Source organism: Streptomyces sp. NPDC005281 (genome assembly GCF_040607495.1).
GTDB lineage: Bacteria > Actinomycetota > Actinomycetes > Streptomycetales > Streptomycetaceae > Streptomyces.
In genome coordinates this window covers 190,594-211,763 of the sequence record NZ_JBEXGX010000013.1, presented here as the reverse complement: position 1 = coordinate 211,763, position 21,170 = coordinate 190,594, and the positions used below count along the sequence as shown (strand labels likewise).

The following is a 21,170-nucleotide window of genomic DNA, read 5'->3' as shown; positions in this document are numbered from 1 at the left end:
CTCCCGCCCGGCCGGGCCGGGGTCAGGGCGTCCAGGCCCGGTGGAGGAACCGCATGGCGCCGACACCGATGCCGCCGTCCGCGTACAGCGTCTGCCCCGTGACGTAGCGGGCCTCGGCGGAGCCGAGGAAGGCGATGACACCGGCGATGTCGTCGGCCTCGCCGAGCCGGCCGAGCGGGAGGTACGCCCCGCGCCGGGCGTGCTCGGCGGGGTCCGGCCCGAACAGGCCGGCGGCCCCCTCGGTGCGGATGAGGCCGGGGCCGACCGCGTTGACACGGATTCCGGCGTCGGCGTACTCGGCGGCGGCCTGTTTGGTGAGAGCGATGATCGCGGCCTTCGCCGCGGGATAGACGCCGGAATGGGCGCGGGCGGTCTCGGCGAGGAAAGAGGTGACGTTCACGATGGCCCCGCCGCCAGTGCGCGCGATGATCGGAGCGAAAATCTGGGTGCAGATCAGAGTACCGAGGACATTGACGTCGAGGACACGGCGAAAATGCTCGATGTCGATTTCCTCCAGCGAACTGAACGTCCATACCCCGGCGTTGTTGACCAGCAGATCGAGCCGGTCGAGGCCCGCCGCCAGGGACCGGAGCCCCTCGGCGTCGCGGACGTCACAACGGGCCCCGACCCCACCGGTCGAACGGGCCGTGCTGTCCGCGGACTCGTCCTGGTCCACGGCGACGACGGAATAGCCGCGCTCGGCGAGCAGCAGGGCTGTGGCCCGGCCGATTCCGCGGCCGGCTCCGGTGACCAGGGCGACGGGTTTTTCGGACATGGTGCTCATCGGGTCTCCTCACGTCCGTAATCCCGGAATGCGAATGCATCACGGGCAGGGATATGGAATATCCGGACGGCGAGACCTGTCAAGCAATGCCCGTCGCCGGAAGAAAGACGACCGTTTTCTTTGAGTCCGAGAATGGAGTAGGGAAATGTCAGTGACGACGACTGAGATCGACGGGCCCGGAATTTCCACGGCGCCGCGGAAGATGCTGGTCGACGGCGTGTGGGCGGACGCGCTCGACGGCGCCGTCCTGGAGACCGTGGACCCCGCGACGGAGCGGGTGCTGGCCACCGTGCCGATGGGCGGCGCCGCGGATGTGGACCTCGCCGTCCGCGCCGCCCGCGCGGCCTTCGAACCGGGCTCGGCGTGGCGGCGGATGCCCCCGTCGCAGCGGGGCCGGCTCATCCACCGGCTCGGCGACCTCGTCCTTGAGCACGCGGAGGAACTCGCCCTGACCGAGTCGCGGGACAGTGGCAAGCCGGTGTCGTACGCGGCGTTGGCGGACATCCCGATGGCCGCCGATCTGTTCCACTACATGTCCGGGTGGAGCACGAAGACCGAGGGGAACACGATCCCGTTCTCGGCCGCGCCGCCCGGCAGCTTCCTCTCCTACACCACGCGTGAGCCCATCGGCGTGGTCGGCCAGATCATCCCGTGGAACTTCCCCCTGATGATGGCGGCCTGGAAACTGGCCCCGGCGCTGGCGGCCGGCTGCACCGTCGTCCTCAAGCCGGCCGAGCAGACCCCGCTGAGCGCGCTGCGGCTCGGCGAGCTGATCCAGGAGGCCGGGTTCCCGGACGGCGTGGTGAACATCGTGACCGGGGACGGGCGGACGGGGGCGGCGCTGGCGGCCCACCCGGACGTCGACAAGGTCGCGTTCACCGGTTCGACGGAGGTCGGCAAGGAGATCGTCCGGGCCGCGGCGGGCAATCTCAAGAAGCTCACGCTCGAACTGGGCGGCAAGTCCCCGAACATCGTCTACGCGGACGCCGACCTCGGACGCGCCGTGGCGGCCTCGGCCGGAGCCGTCTTCTTCAACCAGGGCGAGTCCTGCATGGCGGGCTCGCGGCTGTACGTGCAGCGGCCGGTTCTCGACCAGGTGGTCGACGGGCTGGTCGCCGAGATGAACCGGCTCGTCGTCGGCGTGGGCGCCGACCCCGCGACCCAGCTCGGGCCGCTGGTGTCCAAGGAACAGCTCGACCGGGTCCGGGGCTACGTCGAGTCCGGTGTGCGCGACGGGGCGGTCCCGCACACCGGGGAGCAGCGCCTGCCGGACACGGGGTACTTCGTTTCGCCCACGATCTTCACGGGCGCCGAGCCCGGCATGAGGATCGTCGACGAGGAGATCTTCGGCCCGGTGCTGGTGGTCCTGCCCTTCGACCGGCTCGACGACATCGTGGCCGTCGAGCGCGCCAACCCGTACGGTCTGGCCGCCGGCGTCTTCACCCGCGACGTCGGCAGGGCCTTCCGCACGGCCGACGCCATGCGGGCGGGCACCGTGTTCGTCAACACCTGGAACGCCCTGGACGCGGCCCTCCCCTTCGGCGGCTACAAGCAGTCCGGATGGGGCCGGGAGATGGGGCACGCGGTCCTGGAGAACTACCTCGAGACCAAGACGGTCATCGCCGACCTGTCCTGACCCGGCCGGCCTCAGCCCCGGCCCCGGCCCCGGCTGACGGGCGTCATGTCCCGGCCAGCGGATTCGGCAGCGGCACATAGCGGGCGGCAGCGCCGTCCGCGTCCGTCCAGCGGAGCAGCAGATTGGTCTTGCCGGGCAGGGAGGGAGAGGAGAGCAGCTCGGCGACCTCGGGAAGGCCGAGGTCCGCGCCGCGGAGGTGGAGTTCCCGTCGTACGGCGGGCCAGGGGTCCGCGCCGGGGAACCGCTCGGCGAGGAGGGCGGCCAGTTCGGAGAGGTGGTTGACGACCAGGCAGTAGACGAGCCGCTCCCAGCCGGCCGCCCGGGTCACCCCCGGCAGCAGTTTCACGCCTTCGGCGTCCCGGAACAGGGCCTGGACCGGCATGCCGGCCGCGTCCACGGCCACCAGGGTGTTCTGGAGGTGGGCCTCGACGACGACCCCGTGGCGGGCGAAGGCCTCCAGTACCGGGGGCACCACCTGGCCGAGGTAGGCGGCCCACCAGTCGGCGGGGTCGGTGAGCCGGTCGAGCGGGCTGCCGTCGAAGCCCTCCACGAGGGCGGCGGCGAGCAGCGGCGTGGCGCCGGGGACGAGGTGGCCGCGCAGTCCGTCGCGGACCAGGACGGCGAGTTCCTCGAAGGCGAAGTCGGCGGTGCGGTAGCCGCGGTCGCTCAGCCAGGCCGCGGGTCCCTCCTGCGCGGCGAAGGCGGCGGTGGTGGCCGCGTCGGTGGCCCGGGCCTTCAGCAGGTCGTGCTTCCACAACCGGCGGATGTCGTTGGTGATGCGGACGTCGAGGCTGAACTTGAGGAACAGGTCGTCCTCGGGGGCGTAGAGCGTGCGCACGGCGGCCGTCGGCCACAGGGGGCGGGGGGCGGGTCCGAGGCGCAGGAGCCGGCCGTCCGCGAAGGCGTCCCGGACCGCCGGGCCGCCGCCGGTCAGGGTCAGCTGCCAGGGGTGGGCGGGCAGCAGCCGGTACCCGGCGGGGGCCCGGCCCAGTGTGTCCAGCGCCCGTGTGTCGCCCTCCTCGACGACCATGTCCTCGCGCACGGCGAGCAGTTCCAGTGGGAAGCGGGTGAAGGCCTCGGGCGCGTACGGCAGCCAGTCGGCGGCCGGGCCGCCGCCGCGGGTCTTGGGTGCCGGGTGGTAGGGGTGCCCCATGATCAGGGACTGTTCGGAGCGCAGATACGGGTCCTCGGGGGGCGCCGTACGGGCGCGGGCGCGCAGGAGGGCGGCGACGACGTCCCGGCTGTCGGTCATCTCCGCGGGCAGGACGGTGTTGTCCACGCCGGTGAACAGGCGCAGTTCGCCCGCGGTCAGTGCGACCAGCTCCGGATGGGTGAGCCGGTGCCAGGCGCCGTCGGTGTACACCTCGGGCGCGAAGGGGCGCCGCGTCCCGCGCGTGCGCAGCGCCCGGCCGCTCGCGCGCAGCCGGTGGACACCCGGCCGCCCGGTGGGCTCCGCCAGCTCGCGAAGGAGACAATTGAGCAACGGCGCGGCGGCGTACGCGTCGGCGGCCTCGTCCATGTCGCCCGCGGTGAACTGGGGGAACACGGTCGGCTTGAAGTCCACGCGATCCTTCCGGTCCAGTCGATTCATACGGTGCACTGGTGATCAGTATGTCCGCCGCGGCGGACGATCACGACGCAGTCCCCGTACGCAAGGAGCCCGCCCGTGCCCCGTCCCTCCACGCCCGACACCGAGGCCGCGTTCGCCGAGGAGCTGAGTGTCGTACGCCCCGGGCTGTCGGCGCCGTACGCGCAGGCTCTGCCCGGTGCCCGGGCCGCCGTGCTGACCCGGCTGTGGCGGGCGCTGGCGTACGAGCCGCTGCCGTGGATCGCCCGGCGTGACACGGACGGCGAGGGCCTGACGCTCCGCCTCACGGACGGCCGCCCGCTGCGCGGACCGCTCCCCGACCCGTACTCCACCTCCGCCTACGTCACCGACGTGCGGCTCGACGGGCGGGTGTACGACCGGCCGGAGGCGCTCGTCGACGCGCTCGGCGTGCCGCACGGAGGTGCCTTCTCGGCCGAACTCGCGGACAGCGTCGCCTCCTTGGCCCTGTCGCGGGCGGACCGGACGTCCGCCGGTGCTCCCGGAACGTCCGCGGAGAGCTGGGCGTGGGAGCAGCGGATCGTCGACGGGCATCCGTACCACCCCAACTGCCGCGCCCGGCCCGGTTTCTCGGTGGCCGAGCAGCTCGCGTACGGGCCCGAGCACCGGACGTCCGTGCGGCTCGGCCTGGTCGCGGTGGACGACGCCCTCGTCACGGGCGAGTGGCCGAAATGGCTGCGGGACGGCGACCGCGTGCTGATCCCGGTGCACCCCTGGCAGGCCGCCCATGTGCTGGACGCGCCGGTCCAGGAGGGCTTCGCGGCACGCCCGTTGATGTCCCTGCGCACGCTGGCGGTCCCGGACGGCCCGCATGTGAAGACGGCGCTCAGCGCCCGGCTGACCTCGTCGGTGCGGGACATCTCGGTGTACTCGGTGCGGACGGCGGACACGGTGTCGGCGTTCATGGAGGAGCTGACGGCCCGCCTGGACGCGCCTCTGCACATCACCCGCACCCTCGGCGCGGCCACCGCCGGTTCCCCCGATCTCGCGGCGGTGGTGCGGGAGTCGCCGGACGGCTACGCGGGTGAGGGCGAGCGGTGTGTCCCGGTGGCCGCCCTCCCGCTGACCGGCCTGCCCGAAAAGGCCTCCTGGCTGGCCGAGTTCACCCGCCTCGCCCTCACCGTGGGGCTGCGGCTGCTGGAGCTCGGGGTGGCCCTGGAGGCGCACGGCCAGAACCTGCTCGTGATCCTCGACCGCGCGGATTCCCCGGTCCGGCTCGTCTACCGCGATCTCGCCGACATCCGGGTGAGCCCGGCCCGGCTGGCCCGCCACGGCGTCCCGGTACCGGAGTTGTCCGGGCGCATCGTGACCGACGACGAGACCGCGCTGCGCCGCAAGCTCTTCGGTTCCCTCGTCGGCGGGGCGCTGGGCTCGACGGCGGGCTCGACGGCCGTCCTGCGCGAGGCGCTCGCGAGCGTCGAGCGCGAGCTCCCGCGCACCGCGGACCTCCCCGCGCTCCTCGGCGAGCCGATCCCCGCCAAAGCGCTGACATTGATGCGGCTTTCCCCCGGCACCCCCGGTGACCTGTGGACACGGCTCCCTCAGCCGCTCGACGGACCCCCATCGCCATGACGCGGGACACCGCTCGTTTTTACGAGCGGCACCTTTGATCAATAGGATCCGCCGATGATCACAAGACAACGGCTGGCGGCGGGCGTCTGCGCCCTGCTCGCCGCCCTGGCCGCCGGGATCGCCTTCCCGGCCGGAGCGGTCGCCGACGAAACCACGGCCGCCGCACCCAAGGTCGAACTCCTGCTGGACGTCAGCGGTTCGATGCGTGCCCGGGACATCGACGGCGAGTCGCGGATGTCCGCGGCGAAGCAGGCGTTCAACGAAGTGCTCGACGCGACGCCGCAGGAGGTGCAGCTCGGCATCCGCACCCTCGGCGCCAACTACCCGGGGAACGACCGCAAGACGGGCTGCAAGGACACGGCTCAGCTGTACCCGGTGGGGACGCTGGACCGGACCGAGGCCAAAACCGCAGTCGCGACCCTCAACCCGACCGGCTGGACCCCGATAGGCCCCGCCCTGCTCAAGGCGGCCGACGACCTCCAGGGCGGTGAGGGCACCCGTCGCATCGTGCTGATCAGCGACGGCGAGGACACCTGCCAGCCGCTGGACCCGTGCGAGGTGGCGCGCGAGATCGCGGCCAAGGGCATCGACCTGACCATCGACACCCTGGGTCTCGTCCCCGACACCAAGACGACCAAGCAGCTGAGCTGCATCGCCGAGGCCACGGGTGGCACGTACACCTCGGTGGAGCACAAGGAGCAGCTCAGCGACCGCGTCAACCAGTTGGTGGTCCGGGCCGCCGATCCCGTCGTGAAGCCGGTGGCCGTGCAGGGTGCGGACTCGTGCACCGGCGCGCCCGCCGTCAAGTCGGGCATCTACACCGACCGCGAGGAGTTCGCCCAGCACCGCTGGTACCGCGTGGAGGTCGCGCCCGGCAAGGAGCTGCGCGCCTCGGTGAGCATCGGGGCCGACCGTCAGGTCAACCCCGACTACGGGGTGCTGCTGCGTGCAGTCACCGTGCACGGCCGGGAGATCGTACGCGGCGAGTCGGCGGGGAACGGCCGCACGGACGTCGTCTCGACCGGTCTGCGCTACCCGAAGGCCGAGAGCGACGACGACAACGCGCCCGCCGAGGTCGTGTGTCTCCAGGTGTCCAACTCCTTCTCGGCCGCGCCCGGAGTCAAGACGACGCCCGGTCTGCCGCTGGAACTGACGGTCGACGTCGTCGCCGGCCCCGACCAGGCGGGTGACGTGGCCTCCTTCGGCCTCGGACGCGGCTGGTGGCTGCTGGGCGCCCTGGTGCTCACCGGCTTCCTCGCGGGTCTGCTGTGGGGCTGGATCTCTCGCTGGCGGTTCTCGGTCTGGAGGACCAACTGATGCGTATCCGACGTGTACTGAGCACCGCCGCCCTCCTCGTGGGGGCCGTCGCGGCGCCCGCGCTGCTCGGCGCGGCCGCCTCCCCGGCCCTCGCCGACTCCTCGCCGTCCGCGAGTCCCTCGGGTGACGGCTCCGCGCCCACCGAGGCCGGTACGTCGTTCCGCACGGCGACCGAGATCGAGCAGGGCGTGCAGGCCACGGCCGGCGCCTCCACGGGTGACTACCTGTACTGGCAGTTCGCCGCGGACGCCGGGCAACGGCCCACCGTGAAGGCGACGGTGAAGCTGCCCGAGGCGTCCAGGCGCGCCTCCTCCGAGACCTGGCAGATCGACGTGTACGACGGGCTGCGGCGCCGTCAGGCCTGCCAGTACGGGGCGCAGACCCGGACGGCGGGGTCGGACGCGTCCTCCCTGGAGCTGTCCTGCACCCTGCGCACCGTGCGCGCCTGGTCGGAGACCTGGGCCAACGACCCGCTGCCGGGCACCTATTACGTCCGGCTGACCGCCACCGGTCTCGGGGCGGCCGATCTGGGTCTGCCGATGAGCACGGAACTGCGCGTGGACTCGAAGGACATCGGCGGTTCGGCGGCGGTCGACGGCTCGCTCGCCAAGCCGTTGGTCCCGGGCATCGCCGTGACGTCGGCGAAGTCGGACGACGCCTCCGCCGACGGTTCCGGTTCCAAGACCGCGGTGCTGTCCTCGCTCCGGCCCGACGGCTCCGGCTGGTGGTCGGACCGCTGGGTGTGGACCGCGATCGGCGGTTTCCTCGCGGCCCTCGCGGGCATCTGGGGATACTCGCTGACGCGTGGCCGCGGACGTCCGTCCCGGATTCCGCCGGCCGCCTGACCCGCAGACCGCCACCGAGGCCCGCGCCGCTCTCCGCCAGGGAGCGGCGCGGGCCTCTCGCCTTCCCCGCAGGCCCCTCGCCTCCCGCGCAGGCCCCTCGCCTCCTCCCGCGGGCCTCTCGCCTCCCACGCGGGGCACGACGGACCCGTACGCACCCGGGAGCCGGTGCGGGAACCCTCCCTGGAGCGCCGGGTGTACGCCCGTCCGGCCGCGTCAGACCTCGCGGAGCGCCTTGGCGAGGGGCCCGTCGCCCGTCACGCCGACGCTCCGCTCACGCAGCGCGTCGAGCAGTGTCAAAGTGCCCTGGTTCAGGGCCTCGCACGTCCGCGCGTCCGGCGCCAGACGGGCGTCCGGCTCCCGCGGGGCGGGCCCGTCTCCGTAGAGCGGCCCTTCCTCCGCGCCCAGCCGCACATGGAACAGCCCTTCGTCCAGGCGGACTTCGACCAGTCCCTCCCCCGCTCCGGCGGCGTCGAGACCGCGCAGCAGCGGCAGCGCGAACCAGTGGGCCCGAACGGCGTCGGTGGGCCGCCGCTCACCGAGCGCGGGGCCGCCCCACTCACCGAGCGCGTGCAGGACGGGCAGCAACTCTCGTCCGCGACCGGTGAGTTCGTACACGTAGGCCGCGCCGGGCGGCGGCAGGCGCCGACGGGTGGTCAGCCCGTCGCGCTCCATGTCCTTGAGTCGGGAGGCCAGGACATCGGTACTGACGCCCGGAAGGTCGGCGTGCAGATCGGTGTAACGGCGCGGTCCGCCGAGCAGTTCGCGGACGATCAGGAGGGTCCACCGGTCCCCGACGGCGTCGAGGGCACGGGCGGCGGAACAGTACTGGTCGTAGCTTCGGCGCGGTGACATGCGACGCAGTCTAGCTATCTTGTTGGACTTTCCAAGCTCCTACTTGGTAAAACCAAGCAACACCACAACCGGAGGGCGCAGCGCATGGAGTTCCGGCAGTCGAGCAAGCTCAGCGAGGTCTGTTACGAGATCCGCGGCCCGGTGATCGAGCACGCCGACGCACTGGAGGCGGCGGGCCACAGTGTGCTGCGCCTGAACACCGGCAACCCCGCCCTGTTCGGCTTCGAGGCGCCGGACGAGATCCTCCAGGACATGATCCGGATGCTGCCCCAGGCGCACGGCTACACCGACTCGCGCGGAATCCTGTCCGCCCGCCGGGCCGTCGCCCAGCGCTACCAGGACCGGGGCCTGGACGTCGGCGTGGACGACGTCTTCCTCGGCAACGGCGTCTCCGAGCTGGTCTCCATGGCCGTACAGGCCCTGATCGAGGACGGCGACGAAGTCCTCGTCCCCGCCCCGGACTACCCGCTCTGGACCGCCGTCACCACCTTCGCCGGCGGCCGGGCCGTCCACTACCTCTGTGACGAACAGTCCGAGTGGTACCCGGACCTGGACGACATGGCGGCGAAGATCACCGACCGGACCCGCGCGGTCGTCATCATCAACCCCAACAACCCGACGGGCGCGGTCTATCCGAAGGAGATCATCGAGGGAATCCTCGATCTCGCCCGCCGTCATGGCCTGATGGTGTTCGCCGACGAGATCTACGACCAGATCCTCTACGACGACGCCGTGCACCACTCGGCCGCCGCCCTCGCCCCCGACCTGGTGGTCCTCACCTTCTGCGGGCTGTCCAAGACCTACCGCGTGGCGGGTTTCCGCTCCGGCTGGCTGGTCGTCACGGGACCCAAGCAGCACGCCCGGAGCTATCTGGAGGGGCTCACGATGCTGGCCTCGATGCGGCTGTGCGCCAACGCCCCGGCCCAGTACGCCATCCAGGCCGCGCTCGGTGGCCGCCAGTCGATCCACGAGCTGACCGGGCCCGGCGGCAGGCTCAGGGAACAGCGCGACCGCGCCTGGGAGAAGCTCAACGAGATCCCCGGCGTCTCGTGCGTCAAGCCCAAGGGCGCGCTGTACGCGTTCCCGCGCATCGACCCCGCCGTGCATCCGATCCACGACGACGAGCGGTTCGTCCTGGACCTGCTGCTGCGCGAGAAGATCCAGGTCGTCCAGGGCACCGGCTTCAACTGGCCGCGCCCCGACCACTTCCGCATCCTCACGCTCCCGCACGCCGACGACCTGGACGCGGCGATCAGCCGGATCGGCCGGTTCCTGAGCGGGTACCGGCAGGAGAAGGGCTGAGCCCCCGGGTGGGCCGACCGGGGGATCCGGTGCTGCGGCCGCGCCCACCCGGTGTCACCGTACGAGGGACAGCACCCGGCACAGGGACGGAAAGGGCACGGCGATGGGTGACCTGCTCCTCGTACGGCACGGTGAGACCGAATGGTCGATGTCCGGGCGGCACACGGGGTCGACCGATGTCCCGCTGACCGACAACGGCCGCGAACAGGCCCGGCGGCTGCGACCGCTGATCGCCCGGCACCACATCGCGGCGGCGTTCGTCAGCCCGATGCGCCGGGCGCGGGAGACCGCCGAGCTGGCCGGGATCGGCCACGCCCGCGTGGACGCGGACCTGAGCGAGTGGGACTACGGCGGGTACGAGGGGGTCACGGCCGTCGAGATCCACCGGGAGCGGCCCGACTGGTTCCTGTTCACCGACGGTGTCACGGCCGGGCCGCCGGAGCACCCCGGGGAGAGCCCGGAACAGGTCGGGGTGCGCGCCGAGCGGGCGCTGGCCAGGATCGACGCGGCGCTCGCCGAGGCGGAGGGCAGCGTGGTCGTCGTCTCGCACGGCCACTTCCTGCGGGTGCTGACCGCGCGGCGGCTCGGTCTGACCGCCCAGTCGGGCGCCCTCTTCCAGCTCGGCACCGGGACGATGAGCCGGCTGAGCACGGAACACCGCCGGCATGTGGTGGCCGGCTGGAATGTCAGACCCGACGCGTACTGTTCCCATGACGTCCTCTCCCCGGCCGGAGAGGGACCGGAGGAACACTGAGCCGCGGCCGGGCCGGAACGCCGTGGCACCACCGGGTGGTGGAGGGAGCGCGCCGTGACACGACCGCCGACCGCCGCGCAGCGGCGCGTCGTCGAGGCGGCCGATCCCGTGACGGGGCGGCTGAGGGGTACGGAGGCCCAGCTCGCCGCCCTGGTGCGGCACGGGCTCGCCTTCCGCCATCCGCGTCCCCCGCGCGACCACTTCCTGACTCCGGCCGGCCATCGGCTGCGTGAGGACCCCGGGGCCCCGGAGCCGGCGGTCGCCGCCGAGGCGTCCGCCCCCGCGGCCTCCGGGGTGTTCTCGGCGCGGGTCGGCGGCGAGCAGGGCGCGGAGGACGGCCCCGCGCGGCCGCGCGAGGTGCACAGCGCCTGGCAGGGGCTCCTGGAGCTGCGCCGGATGACCCGTCCGGACGGTGCGACCGGTCTTCCGTGCGCCTGGGAGCGTACGCATCTGGTGCAGGCCGCCGCGCTCGCGCTGGAGGCGGCGGGGCACCGGCCCGCCCTGGCGGAGGGCGGCGGTTACCGGATACGGGCGACACCGCAGCCGGAGGCCGTCGCCGTGCACGAGCCGGACCCCGTGGCGCTGCGGGCCTGCGCGGCCACCCTGGAGAAGGCCGGCTGGCAGGTCGGCGAGCACACACAGCCACGCACGGGCACCCGGTACGTTCTGGCCTCGCCCCGGCGGACTTGAGCCGTGCGCGCAGGGCCGCCAAGTCGTGGAAACAGCCGCAAGCCGCAGCCGTGCGAGCGGGCTCCGTCGCGGAAGCGGTCGTCGTGGTGACAGCAGTCGTCGTGACAGTCGCCGTGGAAGCAGTCGTCGTGGAAGCAGTCGTCGTCGAAGGGAAAGCCGTGGCAGAGCCGTTCTTCGTCCCCGTGACCGTGCGCGGATACGAGACCGATGTGCAGGGCCATCTCAACCAGAGCGTGTACCTCCAGTACGCCGAGCACGCCCGCTGGTCGGTGCTCCGGGCGGCCGGGATCACCCAGGCGGAGCTGAGGACCCGCGATGTCGGCCCGGTCGTGCTGGAGACGACCATCCGCTACCGGCGCGAGCTGAGGGCAGGTGACGAGGTCGAGGTGACCTGCGCCTTCCTCTGGGGCGAGGGCAAGAGCTTCCGCATCGAGCAGACCATCAGGAGGACCGACGGCACGGTGGCCGCCGAGATCACGGCGGTCGGCGGGCTGATGGACCTCACCGAACGCCGTCTGGTCTCCGGGGCGCGGGACGCCTTCAAGTCGCTGGCCACCGACCCGGGCCCGCTGGGCCTCTGACCCGGCCAGGCCGCCCGACGGCCCGCCGCACCGCCTACGCGTCGACCAACTCCGGCCGGTGTTCGGCGTCGTAGGCCGCGCGGGATTCGGCGATCGCGACCCGGTGCCGCTCGGCCCAGTCGGTCAGGGAGAGCAACGTCGCGTGCAACTCACGTGCCACCGGCGTGAGTTCGTACTCGACCTTCGGCGGCACCGTCGGATGCACGGTGCGGGTGACAAGACCGTCGCGCTCCAGGTTGCGCAGGGTCAGGGTCAGCATGCGACGGCTGATCCCCTCGATGCTGCGCTCCAGTTCGGTGAACCGGATCGGGCCGTGCGCCGCGGCCACGATGATCAGCACACTCCATTTCCCGGCGACCCTGTCAAGAACCTCACGGACCGGGCACGCCTGCGCGAGCACTGCCTGCGACGTAACACCGGTGTTCCCCTGGGACATCGAAGTGCCTCCTTATGCCGGTCTCCCATGGTCACTCACGATGTCCCCCGTTACAAGTCGTGCACCAAGGGAGAACGCCCGTGGAACCGAAGCGGTCCACGGAGAACGCGGAGGTCATCGTCATGCTGTCCCGGACCGGACCGGCGGGGTCGTCGGCACCACGAACCTACTCCCGGTGGGCCTCGCTGGTCGTCCTCTGCGCGGGAACCCTGATGACGGTCCTGGACGGGAACATCGTCACCGTCGCCATGCCCGCCGTCCAGAGCGACCTCGGCTTCTCCGCCGCCTCTCTCGCCTGGGTCGTGAACGCCTATCTGATCCCGTTCGGCGGGCTGTTGCTGCTCGTGGGCAGGCTCGGGGATCTGCTCGGCCGCAAGCGGATGTTCACCGCGGGGCTGGTCGTGTTCACCGCGGCGTCCGTGCTGTGCGGCATCGCCGACGGGCAGGGCACGCTGATCGCGGCCCGCGCCCTCCAGGGCGTCGGCGGGGCCATGACCTCGGCCGTCGTCCTCGGGATGCTGGTGGCCCTCTTCCCCGAGCCCCGCGAACAGGGCCGCGCCATCGCGGTGTTCAGCGCGGTCGGCGCCGCGGGCGGGGCCCTCGGCACCTTTCTGGGCGGCGCGCTGACCCAGGCCCTCGACTGGCACTGGATCTTTCTGATCAACCTGCCGATCGGCGTGCTGGCCCTGGTCGCCGCGCTGCGGATCCTCACTCCGGACAAGGGGGCCGGACTCGACGCGGGCGCGGACTACCCGGGCGCGGTCCTGGTCACCGGCGCCCTGATGCTCACGGTGTACGCGATCGTCGGGGCCGGGCAGCGGGGCCTCGGCGGCACGCTCGCCCTCGGCGCGCTCGCCCTCGCCCTCTTCACCGGCTTCACGGTCCGCCAGGCACGGGCCGCCCGCCCGCTGCTGCGGCTGCGGCTGTTCCGCTCGCGGACCCTGACGAGCGCGAACGCTGTACAGATCCTGATGATCGCCGGGATGTACGGCTTCCAGTACATCGGCGCGCTCTACCTCCAACGCGTGTTCGGTTTCAGCGAGTTGCTCACCGGCACCGCGTTCCTGCCCGCGCCCGTCGCCATCGGCGCGCTGATGCTCACCCTGTCGGCGCGCACCGTCGCCCGGTTCGGCCCGTACCGCGTCCTGCTCGGCGGCCTCGCCCTCATCACGGCGGGCCTGGCCCTGCTCGGCCGGGCCCCGACCGAGGGGGCCTACATCACCGACGTGCTGCCCGCGCTCCTTCTGCTCTCCGCCGGTTTCGCGGCCGCGATGCCCGCGGTGACGGGCCTCGCCATGTCGGGCGCCCGCGCGGAGGACGCCGGTCTGGCCTCGGGACTGTTCAACACCACGCAGGTGGTGGGCGGTTCGCTGGGTCTGGCGGTGCTGACGACCGTGGCGGCGAGCCGCACCGGACGGCTGACCGCCGCGGGCGAGCACGTCGTCGCGGCGACGGCGGACGGTTACCGGCTGGCGTTCACGGTGGCCACGGCCGTCGCGGCCGCGGCCCTGATCCTCGCCACCGCTCTGCTGCGGCCCCGGCGGGCCCTCTCCGACCCAGCAAACGTCAACTCCCTTCTCCCCAATGGGTATACGTCACCTCTGAACTCTGGTAGGAAACTTTCCTAACAGTACGCGGCAACACCGCTCCCCCAATCGGAGGTACCGTGCACACCCCCCACATACGCACTTCGCGGCGCACCCTGCTCGCCCTGATCGGCGCCTCACTGGTGGCAGGCCCGCTGATCGCCACGCAGACCGCGACCGCGTCAGCGGTCGGCCTGGACGACCCGGCGAAGAAGGAGATCGCCATGAAGCTCGTCTCCAGTGCGGAGAACTCCTCGCTGGACTGGAAGGCGCAGTACAAGTACATCGAGGACATCGGCGACGGGCGCGGCTACACCGCCGGGATCATCGGCTTCTGTTCGGGCACGCACGACATGCTCGACCTGGTCGAGCTGTACACACGGCGCAAGCCCGGCAACGTGCTGGCCAAGTATCTGCCGGCGCTCCGCGCGGTCGACGGCAGCGACTCCCACGAGGGCCTGGACCCCGGCTTCCCGGCCGACTGGCGCCGCGCAGCCCAGGACACGGCGTTCCAGCAGGCCCAGAACGACGAACGGGACCGCGTCTACTTCAACCCCGCCGTCCAGCAGGGCAAGACCGACGGCATCGGGGCCCTCGGCCAGTTCACGTACTACGACGCCATCGTGATGCACGGCAACGGTGACGACAGCACCAGCTTCGGCAGCATCCGGCGGCGTGCCCTGGCGAAGGCCAAACCGCCGGCCCAGGGCGGCGACGAGGTGACGTATCTGAACGCCTTCCTCGACGCCCGGGTGTGGGCCATGAAGCAGGAGGAGGCGCACTCCGACACCACCCGGGTCGACACCGAGCAACGGGTGTTCGTACGCAAGCGGAACCTGAACCTCGACACTCCGCTGGACTGGAAGGTCTACGGGGACAGTTACCACATCGGCTGAGAGGCGCGGGGCGGGGCGCGGCAGGTTCCCCCTGCCGCGCCCCGCGTGTGCCCGCCGCGGACGCTCCGGTCACCGGGCCGGTTACCGGGCAAGTCAGCGGGCCGGTGCAGCCGTGAGGTCCTCGCCCGCCTCCATGGGGTGCGTCACGTCGCCCGCGTTCTCGCGTCCGGCGCCCAGGTGGTTGAAGACGAGGTTGAGGACGACGGCCGTGACGCATCCCGTCGAGATACCGGAGTCGAGGACGATCCGGACCGTCTGCGGGAACGCGTGATAGAACCCGGGCGCGGTGATCGGGATGATGCCGACCGCGAGGGAGACGGCAACGATCAGAACGTTGTTGTCCTTCTCAAGGCCCGCCCTGACCAGGGTCTGGATGCCACTGGCCGCGACCGATCCGAAGAGGACGACACCCGCCCCGCCGAGCACCGGGCGCGGTACGACGGCGATCAGTGACGCGGCCGTCGGGCACAGCCCCATCAGGACCAGGAATCCGCCGCCGGTGGCGACGACGTACCGGCTGCGGATCCTCGTCATCGCGACGAGACCGATGTTCTGGGCGAAGGCGCTGCACATGAAGCCGTTGAAGAGCGGGCTCAGCGCCGAACCGAGGGTGTCGGCACGCAGTCCGGCCGCGATGGTGCGCTCGTCGGCGGGACGCTCCACGATCTCGCCGAGCGCCAGCATGTCCGCCGTCGACTCGGTCATCGAGACGACCATGACCACGCAGAGCGAGACGATCGCCGCGAGCTGGAACTCCGGGGCGCCGAAGTGGAACGGCGTCGGGAAGCCGACCACGTCCGCGGCGGCCACCGGCCCGAAGTCCGTGACGCCGAAGGGGATCGCCACGAGCGTGCCGATGACCAGGCCCAGCAGCACGGCGATCTGCTTGACGAAGCCCCGGGTGAAGCGGCGCAGCAGGAGGACGACGAGGAGGGTCGCCGCCGCGAGTCCGAGGCTGGTCCGTGAGCCGTAGTCGTCCGCCGTGGGATCGGGGCCCTGGGCCCAGCCGAAGGCGACCGGGAGCAGGGACACGCCTATGAGCGTGATCACGCTGCCGGTGACGACGGGCGGGAAGAAGCGGACGGCCCTGCTGAAGTAGGGGGCGGCAAGGAATCCGAGGAGACCGGCGACGATCACCGCTCCGAAGATGACCGGCAGGGCGTCGCTCTTGTCCTTGACGGAGGCGACGACCGCGGTCATGGGGGCGACACCGGCGAAGGTGACGCCGTTGACGAAGGGCAGCCGGGCTCCGATCCTCCAGACGCCGAGGGTCTGGAGGAAGGTGGCGAGTCCGGCGGTGAACAGGCAGGAGCCGGTGAGGAAGGTGAGTTCACCGGCACTGAGGCCGACCGCGGCTCCGACGATCAGGGGCGGGGCGACGACCCCCGCGTACATGGCGGCCACGTGCTGAAGTCCGGCGGCGGCCATCCTGAGGGCGGGCAGTCTCTCGTCCACGGGGTGTACCGAAGGGCCGGCCGGCCGAGGTGATCCGCCCCCTGTGCCGGCATGCGTCGATCGGGTCGGTGGTGCGTCGGTGCTGGGCTCGGGCTGGGCGGTCACGGCGGCTCCTCCGGTCGGGTACACGTCGCCGTCGACGTGGGTGTCAGGGAGGTGATGCGCGGTCGTGCGGGACCGGGACGACGCCGTCGCGCGGACCCGGTGTCCACGCGGCGGAGACCGTTCCGGGGCGCGCACGTCCGCGCGCGCCCCGGAGGCGGCCGCCGTGGACCCCGCTCGGGTCCACGGCTACCGGCCGAGGGCCGTCCCCCTCGGCCGGAGTTCTGTGGTGGTCAGGCCTGTCCGGCGATCCGGGCGAGGCGTCGCGCCTCGTCCCGGGTGGAGCGGGCGATGGCGTCCTCGTCCACGTGCAGCAGGTGACCGTCCTCGACGACCGGGCGGCCGTTCACGAGGGAGAGGGTGAGCGGGGCGGCGGCGCCGAGGACCAGCGCCGTCACCGGATCGGCGATCGAGGAGTGCGCCAGGGTGTCCAGCTTCCACAGGACGAGGTCGGCGAGCTTGCCGGCTTCCAGCGAGCCGATCTGGCTTGCGCGGCCCAGGACTTGGGCTCCTCCGTAGGTGCCGAGGCGCAGCGCCTGACGGGCATTCAGTGCGGCCTCGCGGTGGGCGCCGAGCCGGTTGATGAGCAGGGCGTTGCGCAACTCGGTGTGCAGTTCGCCCGATTCGTTGGACGCGGTGCCGTCGACGCCGAGGCCGACCGGGACGCCGGCGGCGAGCATGTCGGGGACCCGGGCGATGCCCGCGGCCAGCCGGGCGTTGGAGGAGGGGCAGTGCGCGACACCCGTTCCCGTACGGGCGAAGGCGGCGATGTCGGAGTCGTTCATGTGGACGCAGTGCGCCATCCACACGTCCTCGCCGAGCCAGCCGGTCGACTCGAAGTAGTCGGTCGGGCCCATGCCGAACAGTTCCTTGCAGAACTGCTCCTCCTCCACGGTCTCGGACCCGTGCGTGTGCAGCCGTACTCCCTTGCGGCGGGCCAACTCTGCGCCCTGCCGCATGAGTTCGGTGGAGACGGAGAAGGGCGAGCAGGGTGCGACGGCGATCTGGGTCATGCTGTCGAAGGAGGCGTCGTGGTGCTCGTCGACGGTCGCCTCGGTGGCGGCCAGCGCCCCTTCGAGGGTCTCGACGGCGAAGTCCGGCGGCAGTCCGCCGTCCTTCTCGCTGCGGTCCATGGAGCCGCGGGCGAGGGTGAAGCGGACGCCGGTCTCGCGGGCGGCCCGGATGATCGCGCCGGACAGATCGCCCGAGCCCTCGGGGAAGACGTAGTGGTGATCCATGGCGGTGGTGACCCCGCCGCGGGCCATCATGGCGAGGGAGCCCTGGGCGGCCGCGTGGACCATGGGCTCGTCGATGCGCGCCCAGGTCGGGTAGAGCGCGACGAGCCAGTTGAAGAGGTTGTGGTCCGTGGCGAGGCCGCGGGTGATCCACTGGTAGAAGTGGTGGTGGGTGTTGACCAGGCCAGGAGTGGCCAGGTGCCCGGTCCCGTCGACACGGCGGACCACGTTCTCCAGGTTCTCGGGAGCCCTTCCGGCGCCGACCGACTCGATCCTGTTGTCGGCGACGACGATGTGGCCCGAGGCGTACTCGGTGTCGGCCGTGTCCACGGTCGCGATGGCGCAGTTCTCGATGACGATGCGCTGGACTGCCACTGCGGTTCCTCGTTCTTCCCGTCGGCGGACGGACCCGGGGGCCGAGCGGGGTGACGACCGGGTCCGTGGTGCTGTGGTTGCGCAGATGCCCCCGCTCTCCCCCGGGACGTGACGCCGGCGCCCGCGTCGGGGGTACAGCGGCAGTACCGCGGGGGCGGTCCGGGCGACGGACCGCCGGGTGCGGTTCTACAGGTTGGTGAGGTCCACCGGGATGCGCGGCTCGCAGCCGTCGCGCAGGACGGTGGCCTCGATGAGCCCGTACGGGCGGTCGGCCGCGAAGTAGACCTCGTTGTCGTTCTCGAGGCCGAACGGTGTCAGGTCGACCAGGAAGTGGTGCTTGTTCGGGAGCGAGAAGCGGACCTCGTCGATCTCGTCGCGGTGGTCGATGATCCGCGCGCCCATCTGGTAGAGGGTCTGCTGGAGGGAGAGGGAGTAGGTGTCGGCGAAGGCCTGGAGCATGTGTGTCCGTACCTGGTCGTAGGACTTGTCCCAGTCGGGCATCCGCTGCCCGTCGCCGGTCCAGTTGAAGCGCCAGCGGCCGGAGACCTGGGTGGCGAGGATGCGGTCGTGGGCCTCGGGGAGCGTCGTGTACCTGTCCTTGACGTAGCCCCAGAACTCGGAGTCCGTCGAGTTCATCACGACGAGGTCCTTCAGGCCCGAGACGACCTCCCAGGTCTCACCGTCGTAGGTGATCTGGGTGACCCGGGTCTCCTGGCCCTTGCGGACGAAGGAGTGCCGGGGCTGGTCGGCGCCGGCGTCCCCGGACCCGGCGCCCGGGGTCTCGATGCGCTCCCAGGCGTACTCCTCGATACGGATGCGCGCCCGCCTGATCGGCTCCTGGCTGGTCACGAAGTGCCGGGCCAGGTGGATGCCGAACCGCTCGGCGGACTCGATGCCGTGTTCCTTGGCGAAGGCGTACACCGTGTTCTTGGTGGTGTCGGTCGGCAGGACGCTGGCGTTGGAGCCGGAGAGATGGACCTCCTCCATGTCCCCGCTCAGCGCGACGGACACGTTCAGGTCCTTGATGTGGTGCGTGGCGCCGTCGCGGGTGATCCTGACGACGCGGTTCTCGGCCTTGCCGTACTGGTTCTGGCCCAGGAGCACCGGGCGGCCCTTGGCGGTGGGTTCGGTCATGTCTGCTAGCTCCCTCGGTAAACGGAGTAGCCGAACGGGTTGAGCAGCAGCGGTACGTGGTAGTGCTCGCCCGGCCTGACGGCGAAGGTGATCGTCACCTCGGGGAAGAACACGGGGGAGAACGTCTCGCTGTCCCGATTCGCGGGGGCGTCCTGCTGCGCATCGGCTTGCTGTGTCGGTGTCGCCGGATCCTGCTCGAAGTACCGCTCGACCTCGAAGTCGAGCCGTACGTGGGTCGTGCCCTCCGGCAGCGCCGGAAGGTCCTTGCAGCGGCCGTCCGCGTCGGTCGCGGAACCGCCGAGCGCCCGCCAGTCGCCCTCGCGCCCGGCCCTGGCGGCGAGCCGGACGGCGACGCCCCGGGCGGGGCGGCCCACGCTGGTGTCCAGGATGTGGGTGGACACGGAGGCCGTGGTGTCGGTGCTCATGCCTCTACTTCCTGTACGGGGCTGCCGGGCACTTCCTGCGTGGGTGACCGTCAGCCGCCTGGTGTGCCGGGCGACTCGTCCCGCACGAGGTTCCCGAGCCGGATGCGGTTGATCTTCCCCAGTTCGACGCGGACGATCTCGCGCTCCCGCTCGGCGGAGTTGCCGATCCGCTCCTTGAGCGCGTCGCGCATCTGCTCGCCGGACCGGCCGGTGGCGCAGATGAGGAAGACATGGCCGAACCTCTCCTGGTAGGCCAGGTTCAGTTCGAGCATCTCCTCCCTGAGCTCGGCGGAGGCGCCGGCCATCCCGCGCTGTTCACGGGAGGAGGCCGGGTCGCCGGGCTTCGGCCGTCCGATGGGCGGGTGCCCCGCCATCGCCTCCGTCAGGTCGGCGGTGGTGAGGCCTGCCGTGGCGGCGTCGCTCTCGGCGTACAGGTCGTCGGCGCCGGCGTAGGGACGGGAGGCGAGCAGCCGCTCGGCCCAGGCGCGGGAGGCGCACACTTCATGGAGGACGGCGAGGGCCTCGGCCCCCTCGAGGGCGTTGAAGCGGTCGAGGCCGCCGGCTGCCGTACTCGACGTCATGGGAAGCCTCCGTGGCCTTGTGCTGGACGGGCTGCGCACAGCTAACGCCCTCGGCGAGACAACGTCAACACTTTGTTGAAAACTTCGGGTTACGAGAGGTTACGGAAACCACCGCCCGCTCGCGGCGGACAGCGATGGACGGCGGCGGACGACGGCGGACCGCCACGAACAGCGGCGGGACGACGGTGGACCGCTACGAACAGCGGCCGCCGGCGGCGACTCGCCACGGACGGCGACCGACGACGGTGACCCGCCACGGACATCGACCGACGGCGGCGAGTCGACGCGGACGCGACCGGTCGCCCTGCCGCGCCAGCGCGTGTTTTCGCCGGTCAGGCGCCCTTTTCGCGGTTCAGGTAGTTGTAGACGGTGAACCGGCTCACGCCGAGCGCGCTCGCCACGGTCTCCACTCCGTGCCGCACGGAGAAGGCCCCACGGGCCTCCAGTATCCGCACGATCTCCTGTTTGGCCTTGCGGTCGAGCTCGGCGAGCGGCTTGCCGCTCTTGCGCTCCAGGGCGGCGAGGATGTGGTCGAGCGAGTCGGCGAGCTGGGGCAGCCGCACGGCGACGACGTCCGCGCCCTCCCAGGACAGCACGACGTCGTCGACGCCGGCCAGCTCGGGCGGCAGCATCTCGCCGCCCATGGCGTCGACCAGCGGCTTGACCGCCGCGACGAAGGGGTCGTCCGCGATTCCGGTCACTTATCGCCCTCCCCGGCCGCGCCCAGCACGTTCACCTGGAGCGAGACCCGGGTGGCGCCCGCCTCCAGGACCTTGCGCAGCAGCGCGTCGACCGCGGTGAGCACGGCGTCCGAGCCGCCCTCCGCGGTGTTGCCGAACGGGCCGACGTCCACCGCGTCCAGTTCGGCCGCCTCGATGACCTCACGGGCGACCAGCGCGTGCCGGGGCGCCTCGTCGAGGTCGAAGGGCTCGGTCGTGAACTCCACTCTCAATCGCACGGGCTCAACCTACTGCGCGGCGCGGACATCCCGGCAGCCCCCTGTGGA

21 protein-coding genes are annotated in these 21,170 nt (G+C 71.8%); 10 read left to right on the top strand and 11 right to left on the bottom strand.

All coding sequences use genetic code 11. The features are described 5' to 3' along the window. Positions 1 to 22 precede the first annotated feature (22 nt). The gene (locus ABZV42_RS20200) at positions 23 to 784 is read right to left on the bottom strand and encodes an SDR family oxidoreductase (protein ID WP_356052988.1); all 762 of its coding nucleotides are present in this window, start codon (positions 782 to 784) and stop codon (positions 23 to 25) included. A 151-nt stretch (positions 785 to 935) separates the two neighbouring features. Here ABZV42_RS20200 and ABZV42_RS20195 point away from each other — a divergent pair, with 151 nt between their 5' ends. Continuing rightward, the gene (locus tag ABZV42_RS20195; protein ID WP_355979012.1) at positions 936 to 2,420 is read left to right on the top strand and encodes an aldehyde dehydrogenase family protein; all 1,485 of its coding nucleotides are present in this window, start codon (positions 936 to 938) and stop codon (positions 2,418 to 2,420) included. Between the two features lie 43 nt (positions 2,421 to 2,463). Here ABZV42_RS20195 and ABZV42_RS20190 read toward each other — a convergent pair whose 3' ends face one another. Then, a complete protein-coding gene (locus tag ABZV42_RS20190) occupies positions 2,464 to 3,939 on the bottom strand; it encodes an IucA/IucC family protein (RefSeq protein ID WP_355979384.1) in 1,476 nt (491 codons plus the stop codon). A 147-nt stretch (positions 3,940 to 4,086) separates the two neighbouring features. Between ABZV42_RS20190 and ABZV42_RS20185 the strand changes: the two genes are divergently transcribed. From ABZV42_RS20185 to ABZV42_RS20175, 3 genes are read left to right on the top strand one after another with little or no spacing between them, the layout of a single operon-like run. Next, positions 4,087 to 5,598, top strand: coding sequence for an IucA/IucC family siderophore biosynthesis protein (locus tag ABZV42_RS20185; RefSeq protein ID WP_356052986.1), 1,512 nt, complete (start codon positions 4,087 to 4,089; stop codon positions 5,596 to 5,598). Between the two features lie 54 nt (positions 5,599 to 5,652). Then, positions 5,653 to 6,915 (top strand): VWA domain-containing protein, encoded by a 1,263-nt coding sequence (locus ABZV42_RS20180; RefSeq protein ID WP_355979014.1) that lies wholly within the window; start codon positions 5,653 to 5,655, stop codon positions 6,913 to 6,915. Beyond that, positions 6,915 to 7,760: a hypothetical protein gene (locus ABZV42_RS20175; protein ID WP_355979015.1), complete on the top strand. Its 846-nt coding sequence runs from the start codon at positions 6,915 to 6,917 to the stop codon at positions 7,758 to 7,760. Before ABZV42_RS20180 ends, ABZV42_RS20175 begins: the two co-directional genes overlap by 1 nt. Positions 7,761 to 7,973: 213 nt before the next feature. Here ABZV42_RS20175 and ABZV42_RS20170 read toward each other — a convergent pair whose 3' ends face one another. Continuing rightward, positions 7,974 to 8,612, bottom strand: coding sequence for a helix-turn-helix domain-containing protein (locus tag ABZV42_RS20170; protein WP_355979018.1), 639 nt, complete (start codon positions 8,610 to 8,612; stop codon positions 7,974 to 7,976). Positions 8,613 to 8,696: 84 nt separating this feature from the next. Between ABZV42_RS20170 and ABZV42_RS20165 the strand changes: the two genes are divergently transcribed. The 4 genes from ABZV42_RS20165 (at position 8,697) to ABZV42_RS20150 (ending at position 11,939) form a co-directional block, all read left to right on the top strand. Further along, on the top strand, positions 8,697 to 9,914 hold the full coding sequence (locus tag ABZV42_RS20165; protein WP_355979021.1) for a pyridoxal phosphate-dependent aminotransferase: 1,218 nt from the start codon (positions 8,697 to 8,699) through the stop codon (positions 9,912 to 9,914). 103 nt (positions 9,915 to 10,017) lie between these two features. After that, the gene (locus ABZV42_RS20160; RefSeq protein WP_356052984.1) at positions 10,018 to 10,668 is read left to right on the top strand and encodes a histidine phosphatase family protein; all 651 of its coding nucleotides are present in this window, start codon (positions 10,018 to 10,020) and stop codon (positions 10,666 to 10,668) included. Between the two features lie 54 nt (positions 10,669 to 10,722). Beyond that, positions 10,723 to 11,358 carry a hypothetical protein gene (locus ABZV42_RS20155; protein ID WP_356052982.1) on the top strand — a complete coding sequence of 212 codons (636 nt, stop codon included), beginning with the start codon at positions 10,723 to 10,725 and terminating at the stop codon, positions 11,356 to 11,358. 158 nt (positions 11,359 to 11,516) lie between these two features. Beyond that, entirely contained in the window at positions 11,517 to 11,939 is a 423-nt protein-coding gene (locus tag ABZV42_RS20150; RefSeq protein WP_355979386.1) for an acyl-CoA thioesterase, read from the top strand. Positions 11,940 to 11,973: 34 nt separating this feature from the next. Here ABZV42_RS20150 and ABZV42_RS20145 read toward each other — a convergent pair whose 3' ends face one another. Next, positions 11,974 to 12,375, bottom strand: coding sequence for a helix-turn-helix domain-containing protein (locus ABZV42_RS20145; protein ID WP_355979029.1), 402 nt, complete (start codon positions 12,373 to 12,375; stop codon positions 11,974 to 11,976). 122 nt (positions 12,376 to 12,497) lie between these two features. On the opposite strand from ABZV42_RS20145, the gene ABZV42_RS20140 reads away from it, so the two are divergent. Both ABZV42_RS20140 and ABZV42_RS20135 read left to right on the top strand, forming a co-directional pair. Continuing rightward, positions 12,498 to 14,003, top strand: a complete 1,506-nt coding sequence (locus tag ABZV42_RS20140) for an MFS transporter (protein WP_356053014.1) — start codon at positions 12,498 to 12,500, stop codon at positions 14,001 to 14,003. 38 nt (positions 14,004 to 14,041) lie between these two features. Next, positions 14,042 to 14,857: a chitosanase gene (locus tag ABZV42_RS20135; RefSeq protein WP_355979032.1), complete on the top strand. Its 816-nt coding sequence runs from the start codon at positions 14,042 to 14,044 to the stop codon at positions 14,855 to 14,857. Positions 14,858 to 14,950: 93 nt separating this feature from the next. On the opposite strand, the gene ABZV42_RS20130 is transcribed toward ABZV42_RS20135, so the two are convergent. The 7 genes from ABZV42_RS20130 to ABZV42_RS20100 all read right to left on the bottom strand — a co-directional run bounded on the left by ABZV42_RS20130 (position 14,951) and on the right by ABZV42_RS20100 (position 21,122). After that, positions 14,951 to 16,285, bottom strand: a complete 1,335-nt coding sequence (locus ABZV42_RS20130; protein WP_355979391.1) for a nucleobase:cation symporter-2 family protein — start codon at positions 16,283 to 16,285, stop codon at positions 14,951 to 14,953. A 362-nt stretch (positions 16,286 to 16,647) separates the two neighbouring features. Then, the gene (locus ABZV42_RS20125; RefSeq protein WP_356052980.1) at positions 16,648 to 18,024 is read right to left on the bottom strand and encodes an 8-oxoguanine deaminase; all 1,377 of its coding nucleotides are present in this window, start codon (positions 18,022 to 18,024) and stop codon (positions 16,648 to 16,650) included. Between the two features lie 186 nt (positions 18,025 to 18,210). Continuing rightward, positions 18,211 to 19,158: a factor-independent urate hydroxylase gene (gene pucL, locus ABZV42_RS20120; protein WP_355979037.1), complete on the bottom strand. Its 948-nt coding sequence runs from the start codon at positions 19,156 to 19,158 to the stop codon at positions 18,211 to 18,213. Positions 19,159 to 19,163: 5 nt separating this feature from the next. Further along, complete coding sequence (gene uraH / locus ABZV42_RS20115; protein ID WP_355979040.1) at positions 19,164 to 19,583, bottom strand: hydroxyisourate hydrolase; 420 nt, start codon at positions 19,581 to 19,583, stop codon at positions 19,164 to 19,166. 50 nt (positions 19,584 to 19,633) lie between these two features. Beyond that, complete coding sequence (uraD, locus tag ABZV42_RS20110; RefSeq protein WP_355979043.1) at positions 19,634 to 20,164, bottom strand: 2-oxo-4-hydroxy-4-carboxy-5-ureidoimidazoline decarboxylase; 531 nt, start codon at positions 20,162 to 20,164, stop codon at positions 19,634 to 19,636. Positions 20,165 to 20,496: 332 nt separating this feature from the next. Continuing rightward, a complete protein-coding gene (locus ABZV42_RS20105) occupies positions 20,497 to 20,865 on the bottom strand; it encodes a helix-turn-helix domain-containing protein (protein ID WP_355979046.1) in 369 nt (122 codons plus the stop codon). Beyond that, positions 20,862 to 21,122 (bottom strand): hypothetical protein, encoded by a 261-nt coding sequence (locus ABZV42_RS20100; RefSeq protein WP_355979049.1) that lies wholly within the window; start codon positions 21,120 to 21,122, stop codon positions 20,862 to 20,864. The genes ABZV42_RS20105 and ABZV42_RS20100 overlap by 4 nt, the downstream gene beginning before the upstream one ends. Positions 21,123 to 21,170: the final 48 nt, after the last annotated feature.

Coding starts and splice junctions, on each gene's coding strand:
- ABZV42_RS20200 (WP_356052988.1), bottom strand. CDS start 784: ATGAGCACCATGTCCGAAAAACCCGTCGCCCTGGTCACCGGAGCCGGC.
- ABZV42_RS20190 (WP_355979384.1), bottom strand. CDS start 3,939: ATGGACGAGGCCGCCGACGCGTACGCCGCCGCGCCGTTGCTCAATTGT.
- ABZV42_RS20180 (WP_355979014.1), top strand. CDS start 5,653: ATGATCACAAGACAACGGCTGGCGGCGGGCGTCTGCGCCCTGCTCGCC.
- ABZV42_RS20175 (WP_355979015.1), top strand. CDS start 6,915: ATGCGTATCCGACGTGTACTGAGCACCGCCGCCCTCCTCGTGGGGGCC.
- ABZV42_RS20170 (WP_355979018.1), bottom strand. CDS start 8,612: ATGTCACCGCGCCGAAGCTACGACCAGTACTGTTCCGCCGCCCGTGCC.
- ABZV42_RS20165 (WP_355979021.1), top strand. CDS start 8,697: ATGGAGTTCCGGCAGTCGAGCAAGCTCAGCGAGGTCTGTTACGAGATC.
- ABZV42_RS20160 (WP_356052984.1), top strand. CDS start 10,018: ATGGGTGACCTGCTCCTCGTACGGCACGGTGAGACCGAATGGTCGATG.
- ABZV42_RS20145 (WP_355979029.1), bottom strand. CDS start 12,375: ATGTCCCAGGGGAACACCGGTGTTACGTCGCAGGCAGTGCTCGCGCAG.
- ABZV42_RS20140 (WP_356053014.1), top strand. CDS start 12,498: ATGCTGTCCCGGACCGGACCGGCGGGGTCGTCGGCACCACGAACCTAC.
- ABZV42_RS20130 (WP_355979391.1), bottom strand. CDS start 16,285: ATGGCCGCCGCCGGACTTCAGCACGTGGCCGCCATGTACGCGGGGGTC.
- pucL (WP_355979037.1), bottom strand. CDS start 19,158: ATGACCGAACCCACCGCCAAGGGCCGCCCGGTGCTCCTGGGCCAGAAC.
- uraH (WP_355979040.1), bottom strand. CDS start 19,583: ATGAGCACCGACACCACGGCCTCCGTGTCCACCCACATCCTGGACACC.
- uraD (WP_355979043.1), bottom strand. CDS start 20,164: ATGACGTCGAGTACGGCAGCCGGCGGCCTCGACCGCTTCAACGCCCTC.